Source organism: Acinetobacter sp. WY4 (assembly GCF_018438165.1).
Lineage (GTDB): Bacteria > Pseudomonadota > Gammaproteobacteria > Pseudomonadales > Moraxellaceae > Acinetobacter.
In genome coordinates, this window is record NZ_CP053947.1 from 78,272 (window position 1) to 97,357 (window position 19,086).

Consider the following 19,086-nt stretch of genomic DNA (forward strand, 5'->3'; position numbering starts at 1 on the left):
ATGGCTTAGATTAATCATAAATAAAAGGAATATAATAAAAAACTATAATTTATGATAAGATTGTTAAAAATTTTATATTATTTAAAGGTTTGCAATAAAAGTTATCTAAGAGTAAAGAATGCGAAAAATTACTATATTGTCTCCCTCAGGTTTGTTACCGACAGAAGCGGTAGCAATTAACGAAATAGAAAATGCAATGCCTGATACGTGGAGAGGATATGCATCATTTTTCGTAAATGATGGTAAAAAAAGAGGCATGGAAATAGATTTACTCCTAGTGACTTCAGATAGACTTATTTTATGTGAATTAAAAAATTGGGCAGGAACTATTGAATCAGATGGCACGAATTGGAATCAGATAATAAATGGTAAAGTTATTAAACAGCATGCATCTCCCGTAGGAACAAAAAGAACTCATGCTGAAAGATTACAGCAACTTTTAAGTAGAGAATTACAACGAGAATGGGGGTGTTGGTACAATATAAATTGCATGGTAATTATGACAGGAAGTGCAAAATTTGAACTTAAATCAAGTGAAAAACAATCTGTTGTAACATTAGATGATTTTATCAAGATAGTTAAACAGCCAAAGTTTTATCAAGAAAAATTACCTGATTTAAATTTAAGTAAAGATTTTTATTCAAAAAATAATAGACCAAATAATCCGAATAGTTTAAAAGTATTACATAAGTGGTTTACTGGTACAAATACAAAAGTTTCAAAAAAAATTATATCTGCCTATAATTTTAGTTTAAAAGAATATGAACCTATTTTTAAGCAAAGATTCGAAAATCCAATATATTCTGAATATATGGGAGAGCATAAGGAACATGTAAATCATAATGCATTATTGAGGATATGGGATTTTAGGAATAATGAATCTGAATATGCTTTAATAACAGAAAATAGGGCGAATTTAGCTTTAAGAGAATATAGAACACAAGCCTATATTGAAAATCAATATAATTTTATCAAACAAAATTACCTATTAAATCCAGTGCATAGTTTTGATCCAGACATATGTACCGAAGATTTAATTGAGGTTTATAAATTAACACCGAATTATGAGAGATTAGATAAATATTTGTATAAAAATAATTTAAATTTTAAAGAAAAGGTAGATTTAATACAAAAAATATTAACACCATTCTCAAGTTTGCATACTATTCAGGTTGCACATCGTGATATTTCATTAGAAAGACTTTGGTATGATAAAATTTCACAGTGTGTTTTGATTTCAGGATTTATAACAGCAAAATTTGCTGAAGTTGAGGGTAATAAAAGTGTATCAGATGTTTATAAAGATTTTATTTCTACGTCCATAATGCCCTTTGAAGTAAAAGATAATTTAAATGCTGATATAGATCCATATAAAATCGATGTTTTTCAATTAGGGGTAATAAGTTATGAAGTATTATTTGGTGAAAAGCTATATGTAGCAAATAAAGAAGATGATTATATAGAGTGGATTGATCCTCATGATACAGAAACTGATGAAAAAGTTAATGATTGGTTAAAAAAATCAATTGAGCTTGTACCTGATGATAGGTACAAAAATGTTAGTGAAATGTTACTTATGTTTAATGACATGCTAAATAGTAATGTTAAAAAAGAGGAAGAAGAAGGGGTTGCTGGACAATTAGATATATTCAAAAATGAAAATTTGATTCCTATGATAGAGTGGACTCCACTACCTAATTCACATAAACACAAGAATGGATCTCTTGAATATAGAAGCTCTATTGAAGGGAATATTTATTTTGTCAATACGTATCCGAGTCTAAACTCTATAAAAGAAAAATCAATTTCCTTAAAATTATTATCATTAATGCGGAAATGTAGAGATTTGTCAAATAGTAATCTAGCTATACCTAAAATAGAAAATTATGGATGGAGTCCTAGTTTTGGTGCATACATAGTCACAGAATTAGTTGATTTGCGCAAACTAAGTGAAATTCCACTATGTGAATTAAGTTCAGAGATTAAATATCAAATCATTATATCTTTAATTAATAATATTATTAAGATTCAGGAACTTAATTATTATCATGGCGACTTGAAACCAGATAATATTTTAATTTCAAATGATGAGGGTGTTTTTTCAACTATATTGATAGATCTCTTTGATTTAGATCTTGGTGATGGTGAAAATTATAATAATGAATATGCAAAAGATATAAATAGTACTTCAGTTGAAAGAGATATATATGCTTGTTATAAAATTTCTTACGAATTAATTAAGGATGAACCAGTTTATTCATATGTTAAAGATAGAATTGAAAGTTCAATTTTTAATGAAGAGAATAACTTGCCATTATCTTTAGTAAAGTTAAAAGAATTTTTTATAGAAGCAGAAAAAATAGAAAATACAGTTAAAATTTTAAAATTTTGGAACTTTAACCTAAAGCAGGAGCAAGAATTTTTATCGGATCAAGGTAAGTATTACATTTGTTTCTTTAAAGAATCTAATTCAAGAAATAATAGTAAGGGCTATTCAATAACGATTACAGGTAAAGATGCTGAATTGATCCTAAGATTTAAGTATTCAGCTGGAAATAATAAATTAATTAATTGTGAATTAAAAAAATTAAGAGTTGATGAGGTTGTTTTTAAGGCTAATAAAGCAAATAACAATAGAGACTTAACAGCACAGGAAGTAAATGTAGAAATCAGAATTGATAATTCTACTGAAGAGGATTTGTTAGAATATATTCAAGGTTTACCTAGTTATTCTACTTTTATATCTGAAAATTTTGATTTAGTTAATATTGAAGATGAAAGTGTGGTAGAGAATAACTCTATAGTTAGTAGTGCTAATTTAGATGTAAAGTCACTTAAAACTCTTTGGAAAAAGTTATTGGACTCAGAGTCTGAGATAAAACCATCAATCGAAGTAATAAGTTCAGAATATGATGAATATAAAAGAATTCTGATATTTGAAGTTGTAGCTAATGGAATAGATGTTTCAGATTATGAAGATGATATAATTGAAGTAGTTAATGCGGAAAATAATTTTAACTATGGACAACTAAATATAAATGATTCAGATTTTTCGAAAGGTAAATTATTTATTGAATCAAAACTAAATAAAAGACTACTAAATAAAAATTTACCTAGATTATTACGCTTCACTTCGCGACAAGAGAGTTCAAGCCAATTTAGAAGAAAAAAAGCATTAGATAGGGTTTTAAAAAATGAAGCTGTAATTCCAAATTTACTTGAATTTTTCAGTCAAATTGATCCACATGAAAATTTCAATAATGATTCTACTATACCCTTACCAAGTGGTGAAATTTTAGCTTTATATGAAAAAAGGTTAATGCCTAAACAACTTGAAGCATTGAACTTTATTTTAAAAAATAAATTCAGTGTAGTTATGGGCCCTCCAGGTACGGGGAAAACTACTCTTTTAGGTCACTTGTTGGATTATTTAAACAGAATCGAGGGGGTTTCAAGAATTCTAATTGTTAGTCAATCTAACGTTGCTGTAGATGAACTAGCTGTCAAAGCAAGAAAAGTAATACGTGAAATATCTATATTATTAGGTGAAGATAATAACATTAAAGATCCAACAATTGTGCGACTTGGACAGAAAGATAAAGTTTCTGAAGATCTATTAGATATCCATGTTGATTCTTTGCAAAGTCAATATCGTACGAAGTTTCATAGAGAGTTTGATAGACGGTTATTAGCTTTTTCTAAACGTTTATACTTGTCACAAGATTTTGTTCTAGATGCATTAGATATTTATTACAAAGTTGGAAGAGAAATTTTTGAATATAATGAATGCAAAAAAATTAGTATTGAACTTCAAAATATTATTGATACCAGTAGTAATGTAAGCAATCAGATCATTGAAAAGCATAAATTAGTTGCCAAACAACAAGAACGAGTTAAAGCAATCTTATTAAACAAGTTAACAGCGTATGATGATGATCCGGAATCTCTGTTAGTAAATCCAAAACCTATTCAAAAACTCTATGAGCAATTAGCCTTTTCCTATCGAATCAACGATCCAATGTTGATTGCAAAATTTATAGATATTTTAGAATTAACTCATGATTGGTTAAACCGTTTGTCTAGTGATTTTGGTGGTTTTGCTTCCTTTATGGCTAACAGTAGGAATTGGATAGTAGGCACTTTAGTTGGTATTGGTAAACCGTCATATCAGATAGTAGATAAGCAGTATGATTTAGTCATTATTGATGAAGCTGGTAGGGCATCAGCAAGTGAATTGGCAATGGCAATGCAATCTGCCAAAAAAGTTGTATTAGTAGGTGATCACCTTCAATTGCCACCTTTATATGATAAAAAAATGTTAAGTAAAGTAGCAAGGAATCTTGAATTGCCACTTAAAGAAGTCAAAAAGACCGATTTTGAAAGAGCACTAATTGCTACAGATGGGATAATGTTGGAAGATCAATTTAGGATGGCACCAGAAATTGGAGCAATTGTATCGAAAGTATTTTATGAAGAGCTTTTCCATAAAAAGTTAAAGACGGCTAGGGGTGATGCTGATGAAAAATTGTTGAGCTTTGCTAAACCTTGGAATAAAGTCGTAAGTTGGATTGACACAAGCGATAAGAATATATTAGAGAACAATGAGAATAAAAAGATTTCTAATGCCTTTGAAGTGGATCTTATTTGTAAGTTATTGATCAATTTGTTCAAAAATAATGAGGGTATCTATGAGTTAATGGATACATGGTTAAAGGTAGATAATGGTAATCCTCCAATTGGAATAATCACAGGTTATGCTGGTCAAGTAGCAGCAATAAACACGAAATTTGATACTAATCCGGAAATGTCTAGGTTAAAAAAATATGTACGAGTTGATACCATTGATGCTTATCAAGGTTCTGAAAATAGAATCATTATTCTGAGTTTAGTTAGACATAACGCAGAGTTAAAAACAGGTTTTATGAATGATATATCTCGCATAAATGTAGCTATATCAAGAGCAAAAGAACGCTTGATATTTATTGGAGCTGCAAAAATGTGGGAGTCTGAAAATAATACAGATCCACTAGCAAAAATTTATAGAATAATTGATAACAAGAGAACTGAAGTTGACCCAGAGCGACCTAATGGTTACCAAATTCTGAATAGTAAAGATATTTAAATAGGTGTATGTTATGAGTTTAATGATTAATGATGTAAACACATCTATTTTATTTGATGTTATTACAATTTTGGTACCAGTTAAAAAATTTAAAATAGATTTTGAATTTACTACAAAAACTACTGTGCCTGCTATAATTGAAACAACAATTAATCTAGCAGGAATTTTAGGTGAAGTTAATAGAGATGAAATAATAACTTATTTTGGATTAAATAGTAGAGAATGTGATGTTCTTATTAATGATACTATAAAAACAGGATATGTATCTTTTAATAGTGAAGGAAGTCTGTCAGTCACTAGTAAGTATCATGAATCTAAAAAAAATATTCATAATCGAATTTTATTAGATGAATTTGAAAACCATTTTGGAAATTTATTTATTGACTGTGTGACTTATTCTATTCACGCAATTGATAGAGACAATAGTTTCCTTACAAGAGGCCTTAAAGTACTTGATATAGAAGTTAAGGATGTTATTCCACAGGATATATTTGTTGAACAATTTCAACGTTATAAAGACTCTGTTAATCGTGCTGTATTACAAAGTGGGGCATCACGCATTTATAAAATAAATAGGTGTGAGTACGATAGAATAGAATACCTTCCAGTTTCTATAAGTTTTTCTTTAAAACATGATATGGATGGTTCAAAAGTTAAAGTTGATTGTGATCTAAATGATTCAAATTCTTATGCCAATAGATTAGTCAAAACTAGTGGTTTAATGCTTAAAGTTATTGATTATCTAGGTAATAGACAATCACCGAGTGCAAGTATGAATATTGAGTCTTTTATAAATTATTTTAAAGATGATTTTTTGAAAGAATATATGTATAAAGATGGGTTTAATTTTAATAGTTATGCTAATGATATGCTTAACAATAATATAAAATCTAGCCCAGATGAATTATCAATAATAGGGCCTATATATCTTGAAAGAAATATAAAATTATTTCAAGAATATATTTCTGATATAGATTTTGATGAAGAAGGTAATAATAAACCTTTTATATGGAAACCAAGTAATGAAGATTTTTGGGGTGCAAGTAAGGATTTAAAATATTTTAATGATTTAGTTGAAAAACTAAGTGAGCAGGATAATGTTGAATTGTCTTTATGCTTGCCAAATATTGAGAGAAGAGATAAAAAAGATTATAAAAATAGATTTAAAAACTTTTTAAGTTCTGTTTATTTATTTGATTTCGAAAGTAAAATTAATAAAGAACTTACGGATGTTGAGATATTGTTGTTCGATGGAAATAGTAAATTTGCTATGGTTCAATATAGTTATTATGATGAAAAACTAAATGGTGGTCTTCCAGTTAAAATTGGATATTTGTCAAGAAATAAAGAAAAGGTGGACAGAATTATTAATTTCTTGAAAAAAAACTATAATGAGATATCTGGAATTGAAAAAATAATACCAGAAAGCCAAAATAAAGATAGCTTAGACTATATTTCTAGTTTCTTTATTTAATTAATTAGGCTGGTTTAAATGTGTATTTAAACCAGTCTATATAGTTATTTTGTATAAATATAAATTATTTGAAATATTCAAACACAATTTAAAGAAAATTCCTGCTTAAGGTTTATCCTTGCAGTTAAAGGCTGTAAGGGGAGTTATGCATTTTATGTTGATAATTTATTTCCAGCAAAAGCCAAAAGATACTTTAAATTGGATCCTCAGCTAAAAAATCTATAATTAGGAAATCAATAAATGAAGAGTAGGGATTGAACATGTATTTGGCAGTTTGAAGAGGTTTAAAATCCTTGCTGAATGTTATTGCAATCGCGGCAACAGATTGGCTTGAGATTCAATTTGATTGCTGGAATCTCCAATTTGGAACTGAGTGAAAAATGATTTATGAATTAGGGCTTGTTGAGAATTAACAAAGATTAGTATTCAAGCGTAATCATATCGCATATTTCTTATTAATTTGTAACAAAATATAAGGCGATATTTGGGCGCCAATTACGTTTAAGTAATTGAATATTTTTGTAATACTTTACATTGACATCGTAGAGGTCAGCAGTTCGAGTCTGCTTATACCTACCAAGATTCTAAACGTTATGTTATAAGGGTTTTAAGCGAAAACAGTAGCTTAAAGCCCTTTTTTAATGCCTTGAGTAAAGTGAGCCGTTATCCGCACTATCTGCAAAACCCGTATTTTATGCAGTTATTGCCGTTAAATTTACGTCAAGTTTACGTCAAGAATTTTGGAAATTACGTCATGAAATTACCCAAGCCCAGAAAGCGCGGTTCGGCCTACTACATTGAACTAATGATCAATGGAAAACGTTCTTCAGCAACTCGTGATACCGCAAAAGAATGTGAGCAAGGGGTAGCTCAAAAGATGCTTGAAGCGAAGGTTAATCAGATGGCGGAAGACTTGAGCATAAAACAGTACTATCCCTTCAAAACACTTTTTCATAAATACTATGATGAGCATGGCCGTAAACTTCGCGGATCCAAATACGTCAAAGAACAATTAGCGCCGTTTGATGAAAAGTTTGGTGTACTGGCAGATATGTCTATTCATGACATTTAGCTTAAATATTTCAGCTCAAAGTGCCGCAAATTAATAAATTGATTGAAGTGCTGCACTTGCGTTGTACTCGGCTGGAATAGGCTGATCAGCCACAGGCAGATTCGCAGTGTAGGTTCAGTCAATTTTTTATCACGCACAGCGCTTGCTTCATGCTAGATGACATCTTCTAGGGTTTGCGCATCGTAAGATGTTGCTGATGCTGATATGCCTTAAAGAAGAAAGGTAAGAGCAGATAGATCTGTATAAATGTTTGGGCCTGCAGCATTTCGGCTTGTATGACTTTTTTACGTTGGTCACTACGGCGCTCGCTGGCGAACTTAAGGTTTTTTGGCATGGACTTTTATTATTTTTATAATCAGTCTTCATGATAAAAGTAAATTGTTGATCCTAACCGTTTGATCAAAAACCTGGGAATAAACTGCAGGATTTTTGTTGGAAAAGTCGCAATTTTGATAGGGCTAAGTGCAGAATTAAAACGGATTAAAGCTCTTAATGATATGAAAAATAATAGTTTTTATTTCAAAAAATCTCTAGGGTTTTCGGTTATATTGAATTATTTCAATAGTACATCTTCAGATTGTAGATAAGGCCTTACCAGATACAAAGACTGCATCGGGTAAGTAGTTTAATTAATGGCTACTCGATTTGACCATAACTTTATTCTGATACATCTTTGCATCTGCTTCTTTGATAGCTTCAGCTAACCCAAAGGTTGGATTACGCATTGCAAAGCCAATTGCAGCACTAATTCCAACTTTTGTAAAAGTATTTTGAATTCTTGATGCAAGCTTCTTCGCATGCTCTAAGTTAGTTTCAATGGTCATCACAGCAAACTCATCACCCCCTAAGCGAGCGATAATATCATTACTACGTACCGTGTTTTTGAGAGCTAAAGCCATTCTTTGAATGAGCTCATCACCTGCAGCATGACCCAGAGTATCATTTGTGATCTTAAGATCATTAAGGTCTATCATAAGAATAGCAGTAGGGTGACCATAACGCTTACAGCGCTCTTCCTCTTTGATAATAAGCTCATCCCAAGCACGACGGTTGAAAAGTCCAGTCATTGGGTCGGACATTGCTTCTATTTCAAAACGCTCAGCTTTACGTATGTACTCAGCAGCTTTCATATCAGCTTGAATCGTATAACTGAGTACCTTTGCTATCAACTCGAATAATGGAGCATCTTCAACAAGAATTTTAGGTTGAGGTTCGGGATCAATTGCACATAGAGTGCCAAAAAGAGAGCCATCTTCTTTATACAGAGGTTGGCCGATATAGGCTTTAATTGAGACTAGGTGATTTATAGGTGCATCTGCGTAAACTTGAATATCAGGTGAATAGGGAGCAATACGAGGCATATTACTTTGTACCATGTGTGAGCAGAATGAGTCTGCCCAATGAAATACTTGTCCGGGCTTAACGTTATAGCCATTATCTTCACTCAATAATACAATCCAGTCGTCACCCTCAGTACGAGTAATCATCCACAATTTGAAGCCAAAGCGTTGAGATAAGAATTTTAAAATGGCTTGGCCAGCTTCTTCAAAGTTATTAAAGTTAATATTATTCATGAAGTGAACCTACTGCAACAGTAAGAATATATATGCGAAATACCCAATATATGAGTAATTCTTATAAACGGGAGCCTAAAATAGGTATTATATAGAAATGTGTGAAATTTATACTAAAAATAATACTTAAAGAAATTTATTTTTATAATGAAATTTAAAATTAGCCTGCGGTTAGAAATACCAAGATGTAATTTTCTTATTACTTATGAAAAAATGCAATCACTGCCATTATAGCTGCGATATTCATAAGTATTAGAAATATATAAAAAGTCATAATGAATCGAAGCTACCAAAAAATTTTCAAAATTATAGTTCTAAAGAAGCATTTTAAATGTATCTTAATTATTAACAACGAAAGGAAATTGTAAAGTCGAAAGGAAAAGTGTCTAACCCTTTATATTATAATAATATTTATATTAATTTAGTGATTTATCCAAATCATTCAACAGTTTATCTTCATTGTACGCATTGGGGGGGACAATCTTATAAGAGCTGGTATATAGTTTCCTTTAAATTTTTTGGGATAAGCTTCACATATAAGAAAAAATATAAAGTTTATTGTTATTTAACTTTGAATTATATAGAGAATCTTATAAAAGAGAACTCGTACATATCGGATTGTTTAATATGAACTTAGAAAAATAAGAGATTAAAATCATGTCATCGTTTCTAATAATTATAGGATTTATATGATGTTTTACAGGGATAATTTTTAGACCACATATTTCCCATAAAAAGGTCAAGAATTATATGGCTGCAAAAGCTGCTGGCTTCTTATGTATGTTACCAGGAGTATTTCTATTTTGTCTTAGATCTTATTTAACATAAATCCCCACGCTAGGGGGACTCGATTCTAGTCTTAAAAAACTTCGTAATTACATACTTCTATTCTTGAAATAAAATCGAGAGGCATTGTCAGTCTCTCAGCTGTAATAGTTTCAAAATGAACCCAGATAGCAGCATCTCTATTCTCAAAACTAATACTTACAAGTTTAACTAAGTCGTAAGGTTCAACATTATGGGTCAAGATAATATTATAGAGGTGATCTGAGCGTACGTACGAAATAAGCATTTGATGGATAGTTAATTGCTCTTTACTGCTTAACTCACTGTAATTACTTAGTTCTGGTAAATCATTTTGAATATTCACTTCAATCCTTAACAATCTTAAATTTTCTGTAGAAAACGGCGATTTTATCAATTTAGACAACGCTGAATATATTGGCTTTTGTTAATTCTTTCTAAATCTTGTTCTCGCTCGATAAACATAGCGTATACAGTTAACTACCTGACCTACAAATATACATTGGTTGTTTAACTCAATAATATTTGGCTTGAACTCTGGACTTAGAGCCTGAAGATATCTTTTTCCATTTGTCTCAATAACTAATTTTTGAAAGTAGCATCATCACCGTAACGAACCATAATAATGTCATCAGATTGCATGTCTCCGTAATAAGCATCCGGATCAACTGAACTGCTCCCAGTATCCTAGACATAAGACAGCCTCATTTTGAAACTGTTTCCAATGGTTTTAGAGTCCTCATCTCAGATTTTATTCATAAAGCACATATATTTTATATTGCGAATATGCGTATATTCATATATAAAACTATAAAACTATAAAACTATGATTCATTGATAAGAGGGAAGCTCATGAATCAAATGCCAAAAGTCCAAATTTATCATAACCCGGCCTGTGGCACCTCACGCAATACGCTGGCGTTAATTCGCAATGCGGGAATTGAGCCGGAAGTGATCGAATATCTGCTTACGCCACCCTCGAAAGATCAGCTGGTCAACATGATTCGGGATGCCGGTTTGACGGTTCGTGAAGTGCTCCGTAAAAATGTCGATCCCTACACCGAGCTGAATCTGGATGATGCCGGCTGGAGCGATGAGAAACTGCTGGATGCCATGCTGCAACATCCGATCCTGATCAATCGCCCGTTGGTGGTTACCGAGTTTGGAACCCGATTATGCCGTCCATCGGAAGTGGTACTGGATATTCTGCCTTTGCCACAATTAAAAGCCTTTGCCAAAGAAGACGGTGAAATCATCGTGGATGAACAGGGCAATCGGGTAAAATAAAGTGTCCCCCCATGCGAAAAAGCTTCAACTTGATTGGAGCTTTTTTATCTGAAAAACACATTGACGATGATCTATATCGGAAAAAGCGGGAAATTGTTCAAGCGAGCGCTTTCTGGTAGGCATATTCTGATCTGGATATCATTTTTGACAGGTCATCTTTACCATATATATGGATATGTGTATATTTGCATAAAAAATGGGAGCAATTATGGACCACGTTCAGTTTTTTAAATGTTTATCTGATGAAACACGTCTCAGTATTGTCCTGCTAATTGCACAAAACAAAGAGCAATGCGTCTGTGATCTGACCGATAAACTGCAGTTAAGCCAGCCGAAAATTTCACGTCATCTGGCCTTGTTACGTTCTTGTGGTTTACTCAACGATCGCCGGCAAAGCCAGTGGGTGTACTACAGCATTAATCAGCAATTGCCGGCCTGGTGTTTTGAAATTCTGGACGTGCTAAAAGCTAGTGAGGTTCCGGTTTTATTTGATTCTTCCGCTCTATCGATTCAGAGCCATTGCGAGTAAGTTTTCATGAAATTTTTGTTTTTATGTACGGGGAACAGTTGCCGCAGCATTCTCTCTGAAGTGTTGTTCAATAGCCGTGCGCCAGAAGGCTGGGTCGCTTACAGTGCCGGCAGCAAACCTTCCGGTCAGGTGCATCCCTTGACGCTTGAAACCCTGCACAATCTGGGCTTGTCGACTGAAGGCTTATCCAGCAAAAGCATTGATGCCTGTGAACAGTATCAGCTAGACGTGGTGATTACCGTCTGTGATGCGGCAGCACAGGAAGCGTGTCCTCTTTATCTTGGCGGAGCGATCAAGGCGCACTGGGGCCTGTCTGATCCGTCCCATTTAGAGGTGGATAAAGAAGAAAAAATGAAAGCCTTTATGAGCACTGTTGAACATATCAATCGTCGCCTGGATGCTTTGTTTAAACTTAACGTAAATGAGCTTTCTCGCTCGCAATTGATTGCAGCGATTAATCAAATTTCGAATGTTGAGTAAGTCACATGTCTGAAAAACGCATGTCCTTTTTAGATCGCAACCTGACGCTCTGGATTTTTATTGCCATGGCGTTAGGCATCGCCATAGGAAACTTTTTTCCTCAAGCATCGGTTGCTCTGGATCAATTCAGTATTAATTCAGTCAATATTCCAATCGCGATTGGTCTGATTCTGATGATGTATCCACCCCTGGCAAAAGTGGATTATGCGACCTTGCCGCAAGTGTTTAAGGATAAGAAAACCCTGACGCTATCTTTAATTCAAAACTGGTTGATTGCTCCGGTACTGATGTTTGCGTTGGCTGTGATTTCTTTGCATAGCTATCCAGAGTATATGACAGGCGTGATCCTGATTGGTTTAGCTCGATGTATCGCCATGGTACTGGTGTGGAATGGTCTGGCCTGTGGTGATAACCAATATGTTGCAGCATTGGTGGCGTTTAACAGTATTTTCCAGATTTTATTCTTCAGTACCTATGCCTGGTTATTCCTGACCTTCCTTCCGCCATATTTTGGTATTGAAGCTCAAGTGATCAATCTTAGCTTCTGGACCATTACCCATGCTGTTCTGGTTTATCTTGGAATTCCGTTCTTATTGGGTTTCTTAACGCGCTTAATTTTGGTGAAACAAAAAGGCGTAGAATGGTATCAAAACAAGTTCATTCCAAAAATCAGCCCGCTGAGTTTGATGGCTTTGCTGTTTACGATTTTGGCGATGTTTAGCTTAAAAGGGGGGGATGTCGTAAGTCTTCCACTGGAAGTTTTACGCATCGCGATTCCTTTAATCATTTACTTTGTGGCCATGTTCTTTATTAGCTTCTTTATGAGTAAATGGATGGGCAATGATTATCCAAAAACTGCTGCAATCTCATTTACTGCGGCTGGAAATAATTTTGAATTATCACTTGCAGTCGCTATTGCAACTTTTGGTATCGCTTCGCCAGTTGCTTTTACCACGATTATTGGGCCATTGGTTGAAGTACCTGTGTTAATTGCTTTAGTGAGTGTTTCACTGTGGCTAAGAAAGAAATATTTTAAAGAGGCTTGATCCGATGAACCTGCCTAACGTAGATCCAAATCTTATTGAACAACCCACCTTTGAAAAAGTCCAAGCCAAAGAACTAGCTCATCCTCCTCGGATTTTACTGCTCTATGGGTCTAATCGGGAACGTTCTTACAGTCGCCTTGCAGTTCTTGAAGCTGGTCGAATCCTTGAATATTTTGGTGCAGAAGTAAAAATCTTCCATCCGAAAGGGCTACCTTTACCGGAAGATGCTGATACTGAACATCCAAAAGTAAAAGAACTGCATGAGCTTCTGGCATGGGCTGAAGGTATGGTGTGGTGTTCACCGGAACGCCATGGTTCTATGAGTTCCATCTTTAAATCCCAGATTGACTGGATTCCTCTGGCAGGGGGTGCAATTCGTGCCACTCAGGGAAAAACCCTTGCCTTGATGCAAGTCAGTGGGGGATCACAGTCCTTTAATAGTCTGAACCAGATGCGTGTTTTGGGGCGTTGGATGCGGATGATCACGATTCCAAATCAGTCTTCAATTCCAAAAGCATTCCTGGAATTTGAAGAAGATGGACGAATGAAGCCATCAGCATTCTATGACCGGATTGTCGATGTGATGGAAGAACTGTATAAGTTTACTTTACTAACCCGTGGGCAAAATGCTTATTTGACCAACCGTTATTCGGAACGCAAGGAATCGGCTGAAGAGCTTTCCAAACGGGTAAATCAGCGTAGTTTATAAATTCTAGGTGATCAGAGAGACTGAAAAGTATCTTGAGCAATGGAAGGCTAATTTAAACGCTTGAAAATTTTATGAAATACGCCCAGTCTGATAAGCAGGCTGGGTTTTTATTTGATGACAATAAAGAAGGGGGGAAATATTTTGGCTCAATTACAAGCTGAAGTTGATGTGATCATCATCGGTGGTGGACAGGCCGGTTTGTCCACGGCTTATTTCTTAAGGCGTAAAAACATTCCGTTTATCATCCTGGATGATCAGCCTCAGCCTGGAGGTGCCTGGCAGCATGCCTGGGAGTCCTTGCGCCTTTTCTCCCCGAATAGCTGGAGTTCGCTGTCAGGCTGGATGATGCCGGCGACCGAACAGACCTATCCGACCCGCAATGAGGTGATCGATTATTTGACCGCCTATGAGCAGCGCTATCACTTTCCTGTAGTTCGTCCGGTGCGTGTGGAACGCGTGGAAAGTAAGGGCCAGTATTTAGAGGTTTATGCCGGGGAACAATCCTGGAAAGCCAAAGCTGTGGTAAGCGCTACAGGGACATGGAGCCAACCATTTATTCCCGAGGATGCCGGCCGTGAGCATTTTCAGGGCGTACAACTGCATTCCGCAGATTATAAAAATGCTGAGTTATTTAAAACCAAGAAAGTCATGGTGGTGGGTGGCGGTAACTCTGGTGCACAAATCTTGGCAGAAGTATCTCAGGTGGCCGAAACGCTTTGGATCACCCAGACACCGCCGCAGTTTCTGGCAGATGATGTCGATGGCCGTGTCCTGTTCTTAAGGGCGACTGAGCGCCTGAAAGCCCAGCAGGAAGGTAGAAAGATTGAGCAGCCCATTGGGGGGTTGGGTGATATTGTCATGATTGATTCAGTTAAAGATGCACGTGAGCGAGGCATTTTGCAGAGCAGGCGTCCATTTTCAGCTTTTACAGAACATGGCGTGATTTGGGAAGATGGCAGCACAGCGCATGTGGATGTGGTGATCTGGTGTACAGGATTTAAGGCGGCGCTGAATCACCTCAGCAGCCTCGGAATTATCCAGCCGGACCAGACCATTGCGGTTCAGAATGGCCGCTCTGTTCAGGTACCAAATTTATGGCTGGTGGGCTATGGAGAATGGACCGGTGCTGCTTCGGCCACGCTGGTCGGGGTTTCCCGGACAGCTCGGGCAGTAGCGGAAGACATCGCTGCATTTTTGGCCTGAGAGGATTTGATCCTGATTCAGTCGAGTGGATTGAGTGAATAGTATCTGTCTGCAACGAGCGTCATACCCGATGGTCTGATGCTCGTGATGATACGCTTGCATTGACGTTCGAATTTAATCAGGTAACTTATGCCCACAATGTGGACAGAAGAAATATTTGTTTTTTTCCTGCTCGAGTTGTTCTTTCTTACGCTCATGAATAAGTTCTAACAGGATATCCTGCATTTGTTCTTTGCTCAGTCCGACTTCTTTACGTAAAATTTCAATTTTTTCTTGATCTTCAATTAAGTCAATTTCTGCATCATCGAGCAGTTCACGAAATCTTAATTCCAGTTTGTGCTTGCGCTGTCTCAGCTCATTGGCCAGACCATTTGCCAGAATACCCGCAGGAAGCGCTGCCAGACCCACCCCTAAAATAGTAATTAAAGCCCCTAGAAAGCGGCCTAAGGGGGTGATTGGTGTCACATCGCCATAGCCGACCGTGGTCAGTGTCACCACTGCCCACCACATGGATGCAGGGATGGAGCTAAAGACTTCTGGTTGAGCCTTATTTTCAACCACATATACTCCAGCCGCCGCGATGATGATCATGATCAGCAGGATAAAAATAACCGCCTGAAATGAGCCCTTTTCGCGCTTGATCACCCGCAATAAAATCTGCAGGGAGACGAAATAACGGGTTAATTTGAGTAATCTGAATAATCGAAGGATTCGCAGGAAGCGTAAATCGAGATGCACAAAGAAGTTAATATAGGCCGGGAGAATCGCCAACAGGTCAATAATGGCACCGCCACTACGGATCCATAACCATCGGTTTTTCCATGCACCTTCAAAAGGGTCTTTTTCCGCAATGGCCCAAAATCTTAATAAATATTCCAGGGTAAAAATAAAGATCGAGAATAATTCAAAGGCATCAAACAGCAGCTGATAGGATTGATAGAGGTCATTGATTGATTCAAGTAAAACGGCAGCAGTATTCCCAATAATCAATATAATCAGAAATATATTGATGACGCGACTTAAGATGCTTTCGTGTTCTTCATTATGCAAATTGTCATAAATAAATCTGCGAAGCTTATACCAGGCCTTGAATTCCATAACAGTGCATTACGGTGCGATAAGATGCTTTGAGTTTAGCGCAAGCCCGGCCATCGAAAGGAAATTTTTAAAAAATTAATCAGAACTGTGGGGTGGTGATTATCCTGGATTTTTAGGGCTAAAGCGAGTGTGCACGACTCTAAAATCCCCAAAGCATTCTGGTAAATCTCACTACGGAATACTTGAACGATACCGATACAATACTGCTTCAACAAATACCCTGTTGTCTTTGGCAGTTACTCAAACAGTACTTGCTCGTCCGGGCAACAGATCCTTAATCTGTTCCCACTGATCATTTCTTAATGCATAGCGTTTAGTCATGAAAAAATAATGAGGACAGATTAGATTTTTTTAAGCTAATTGGTGACAGGCCTAGTTGCATCAAGTGATCTTTTTTCTCTGGCATTTTTGTTTTCATAGAGGGGTCTTATTATTTTTATACCTGTTTCTATGCTAAAAATTAAAAGTGCGTTGTGATCGCCTGATTATAAACTTGAGAATACAGAGAAGGTTTTTGTTGAAGAAAAAGTTATTTGTATAAACAAAGGAAGTGATTTGAATTGGTGATATCTTTATTGGATGTTGAAAAGTAAGAATTTTTATTTCAAAAAATCTCTAGGGTTTTCGATTGTATTGAATTGATTTCAATGCGAAGCCCATAGGGCTGTCGGGCATTGAAAGAGAGCTGATAGCCATACTGTTTTAACAGGTTAGCGGTCAATGCCAGTCCCAGACCATGGCCGTGCTGCTGAGCAGATTTGCGCCAGAAGCGCTGTCCTAAATGTTGAATATCTTCGGCTGTAAGTTGTTGCCCATCATCTTCAATCACCAGGCCATCAGACTGCATGGAAATCCAGATATGGGCAGCCTGTGCATGTAGCAGGGCATTTTCAAGCAGATTTTTCAGTACGGTATACAGCACAAATTCAGGCAGCTGAATTTCGCCCAAGTTGTCCCAGTTTACCTGTATTTTTTCATTCATTTCTGGATAGCGTGTACCTAAGTCTGCAAGAACTTTCTCAAGTGTGGGGCGAAGCCAGATGGTCTCAGTCATTTCCTGGACACTGTTTTCTGATTGGGTCAGTAATAAAAGCTGTTCGAGTAACAGCGTATAACGTCGGATACTCTCATTGGCCTGCTGCAAATTGTGCTGAATGGATTCAGGCAGGTTCTGCTGTTGACCGATCAGCTGGGCCAGTTGTACATGGGTTTTAATTGCGGTCAGGGGACTGCGTAACTCATGTGCAGCATAGGCACTAAAGGCCTTCTCCTGCTGCAGACTGTCATTAATTTTCTGAATCAACTGCGTGGAATTGTTGACAAAAGGCTGTACTTCCTGAGGGATGCTTGCAGGCTTGAGCTGCATTAAAAAATCTGCCGCATCTGAATAGCTAAGGTTTTTCTGGTTCAGGTATTGACTGAGCTGATCTAAAGACCGGAACTGTCGGCGGATAATAAAAACGATCAGGGCAATACAGATCAGCAGTGAGAAGACCAAGGGAACCAGTACGGACTGCAAAATCTGCTGTAGTAAGGTATCCCTCAAGAACATGCGTTCTGCTGCCACCACCTGAATATCGCCACGACGCAGGACATAACTGCGCCATTCCGTATCACCTTGCTGCCAAGTACTGAATCCTTCTGGTCGCTGGCTTAAATTTTGGGGGGCACCGCGTGTTTTGGCAATCACCTGATTGCCTAACGAGAGGTCAGAGCTAAAAAGAGAGACTTCACAGGCAATTAACTGGTTTGCATCATCATTCTTGGCTAATTTGGATAATGTTGCATCCCCCAGACTATCCAGTGGTAACTGCTGAATCAGCCGGGCAACCATTTGTGCAGATGCCGATAAGCGTTGATCCAGTGTGTCTTGTAAGCGTTGTTTCAGGTCAATATACAGCCATGAAAATACTGCACTCCACAGCACAATAAACACGGCCAAAAGGCTCATGACCAAACGCCATTTCAAGCTGTGACTAAACATGACGCTGCTCAAACGGTTTGAAAATATATCCCACACCACGAATGGTCTGAATTAAATCTGGATGCAGTTTTTGTCTCAGGTGATAAATGTGTACATTCAGGGCATTGCTCTCTATAGAGTCCTGAAAACCATAGAGCTTGTCAATAAGCTGTTCATTTTTCAGGATCTGGTTGGGGTGGCTCATCAGGGTTTCCAGCAGGCTGAATTCACGGCGAGATAAATTCACGGTCTGGTCTTGATAGATCACAGTCTGGGTATCCCGGTTGAGAACCAGTTCATCAAATTGCAGGGTATTGGAGGCAAAGCCGCGGTGGCGACGGGTGAGGGCATGAATCCGGGCAATCAGTTCCTCCAGTTCAAAGGGTTTGGTCAGATAGTCATCGGCACCGGCATTCAGGGCCTGAACACACTGATCGGTCCGCAGCCGCGCCGTCAATACCAGTACCGGGAGATCAATCTGGTCGCGCCGCCAGCTGTGCAGCAAGTCCAGGCCATCCTGATCCGGCAGGCCTAAATCCAGTAAACACAAATCGACTGCACTATGCCGGATAAAATAATCTGCAGCACGTGCGTGACTGACATGCTCCACTGAAATATTCAGATAGTTCAGAGCAGCACAAATGCTCTGTGCGATATAGGGATCATCCTCAACCAATACAATAAACATAGAACATCCTGATCAAACTGCCATTATTTTATAAATG

At 36.7% G+C, this 19,086-nt stretch carries 14 protein-coding genes and 3 pseudogenes; 10 read left to right on the forward strand and 7 right to left on the reverse strand.

Annotation, left to right across the window (positions count from 1 at the left end):
- Positions 1 to 118 precede the first annotated feature (118 nt).
- The 4 genes and pseudogenes from G4D73_RS00335 to G4D73_RS00345 all read left to right on the forward strand — a co-directional run bounded on the left by G4D73_RS00335 (position 119) and on the right by G4D73_RS00345 (position 7,668).
- The gene (locus G4D73_RS00335) at positions 119 to 5,122 is read left to right on the forward strand and encodes an AAA domain-containing protein (protein ID WP_213687104.1); all 5,004 of its coding nucleotides are present in this window, start codon (positions 119 to 121) and stop codon (positions 5,120 to 5,122) included.
- A gap of 13 nt (positions 5,123 to 5,135) precedes the next feature.
- Positions 5,136 to 6,596: a hypothetical protein gene (locus G4D73_RS00340; protein ID WP_213687105.1), complete on the forward strand. Its 1,461-nt coding sequence runs from the start codon at positions 5,136 to 5,138 to the stop codon at positions 6,594 to 6,596.
- Positions 6,597 to 6,840: 244 nt separating this feature from the next.
- Positions 6,841 to 6,980, forward strand: a pseudogene (locus tag G4D73_RS15680) (IS5/IS1182 family transposase); the annotation flags it as partial.
- Positions 6,981 to 7,251: 271 nt separating this feature from the next.
- Positions 7,252 to 7,668, forward strand: a complete 417-nt coding sequence (locus G4D73_RS00345; protein ID WP_228127368.1) for a hypothetical protein — start codon at positions 7,252 to 7,254, stop codon at positions 7,666 to 7,668.
- Positions 7,669 to 8,297: 629 nt separating this feature from the next.
- Here the strand turns inward: G4D73_RS00345 and G4D73_RS00350 are convergent.
- The 3 genes and pseudogenes from G4D73_RS00350 to G4D73_RS15445 all read right to left on the reverse strand — a co-directional run.
- On the reverse strand, positions 8,298 to 9,242 hold the full coding sequence (locus G4D73_RS00350; protein ID WP_004646556.1) for a sensor domain-containing diguanylate cyclase: 945 nt from the start codon (positions 9,240 to 9,242) through the stop codon (positions 8,298 to 8,300).
- Positions 9,243 to 10,101: 859 nt separating this feature from the next.
- Complete coding sequence (locus tag G4D73_RS00355) at positions 10,102 to 10,392, reverse strand: hypothetical protein (protein WP_004280169.1); 291 nt, start codon at positions 10,390 to 10,392, stop codon at positions 10,102 to 10,104.
- 81 nt (positions 10,393 to 10,473) lie between these two features.
- Positions 10,474 to 10,715 (reverse strand): annotated as a pseudogene (locus G4D73_RS15445) (S24 family peptidase); the annotation flags it as partial.
- A gap of 183 nt (positions 10,716 to 10,898) precedes the next feature.
- On the opposite strand from G4D73_RS15445, the gene arsC reads away from it, so the two are divergent.
- The 6 genes from arsC (at position 10,899) to G4D73_RS00385 (ending at position 15,300) form a co-directional block, all read left to right on the forward strand.
- Positions 10,899 to 11,333 carry an arsenate reductase (glutaredoxin) gene (arsC, locus tag G4D73_RS00360; protein ID WP_004646558.1) on the forward strand — a complete coding sequence of 145 codons (435 nt, stop codon included), beginning with the start codon at positions 10,899 to 10,901 and terminating at the stop codon, positions 11,331 to 11,333.
- Between the two features lie 208 nt (positions 11,334 to 11,541).
- Positions 11,542 to 11,862: a metalloregulator ArsR/SmtB family transcription factor gene (locus tag G4D73_RS00365; RefSeq protein WP_004646559.1), complete on the forward strand. Its 321-nt coding sequence runs from the start codon at positions 11,542 to 11,544 to the stop codon at positions 11,860 to 11,862.
- A 6-nt stretch (positions 11,863 to 11,868) separates the two neighbouring features.
- Positions 11,869 to 12,342, forward strand: a complete 474-nt coding sequence (locus G4D73_RS00370; RefSeq protein ID WP_004646560.1) for an arsenate reductase ArsC — start codon at positions 11,869 to 11,871, stop codon at positions 12,340 to 12,342.
- Between the two features lie 5 nt (positions 12,343 to 12,347).
- Positions 12,348 to 13,388: an ACR3 family arsenite efflux transporter gene (gene arsB, locus G4D73_RS00375; RefSeq protein WP_071850369.1), complete on the forward strand. Its 1,041-nt coding sequence runs from the start codon at positions 12,348 to 12,350 to the stop codon at positions 13,386 to 13,388.
- A gap of 4 nt (positions 13,389 to 13,392) precedes the next feature.
- Positions 13,393 to 14,097, forward strand: coding sequence for an arsenical resistance protein ArsH (arsH, locus tag G4D73_RS00380; protein ID WP_213687106.1), 705 nt, complete (start codon positions 13,393 to 13,395; stop codon positions 14,095 to 14,097).
- 141 nt (positions 14,098 to 14,238) lie between these two features.
- Positions 14,239 to 15,300 carry an ArsO family NAD(P)H-dependent flavin-containing monooxygenase gene (locus G4D73_RS00385; RefSeq protein WP_213687107.1) on the forward strand — a complete coding sequence of 354 codons (1,062 nt, stop codon included), beginning with the start codon at positions 14,239 to 14,241 and terminating at the stop codon, positions 15,298 to 15,300.
- A gap of 114 nt (positions 15,301 to 15,414) precedes the next feature.
- Here G4D73_RS00385 and G4D73_RS00390 read toward each other — a convergent pair whose 3' ends face one another.
- From G4D73_RS00390 to G4D73_RS00405, 4 genes and pseudogenes are all read right to left on the reverse strand, one after another.
- Positions 15,415 to 16,398 (reverse strand): potassium channel family protein, encoded by a 984-nt coding sequence (locus G4D73_RS00390; protein ID WP_004280160.1) that lies wholly within the window; start codon positions 16,396 to 16,398, stop codon positions 15,415 to 15,417.
- 174 nt (positions 16,399 to 16,572) lie between these two features.
- Positions 16,573 to 16,719: pseudogene (locus G4D73_RS00395) on the reverse strand (IS5/IS1182 family transposase); the annotation flags it as partial.
- Positions 16,720 to 17,002: 283 nt separating this feature from the next.
- On the reverse strand, positions 17,003 to 18,382 hold the full coding sequence (locus G4D73_RS00400; RefSeq protein WP_213687108.1) for an ATP-binding protein: 1,380 nt from the start codon (positions 18,380 to 18,382) through the stop codon (positions 17,003 to 17,005).
- Complete coding sequence (locus G4D73_RS00405) at positions 18,375 to 19,049, reverse strand: response regulator transcription factor (RefSeq protein WP_184104100.1); 675 nt, start codon at positions 19,047 to 19,049, stop codon at positions 18,375 to 18,377. Before G4D73_RS00405 ends, G4D73_RS00400 begins: the two co-directional genes overlap by 8 nt.
- Positions 19,050 to 19,086: the final 37 nt, after the last annotated feature.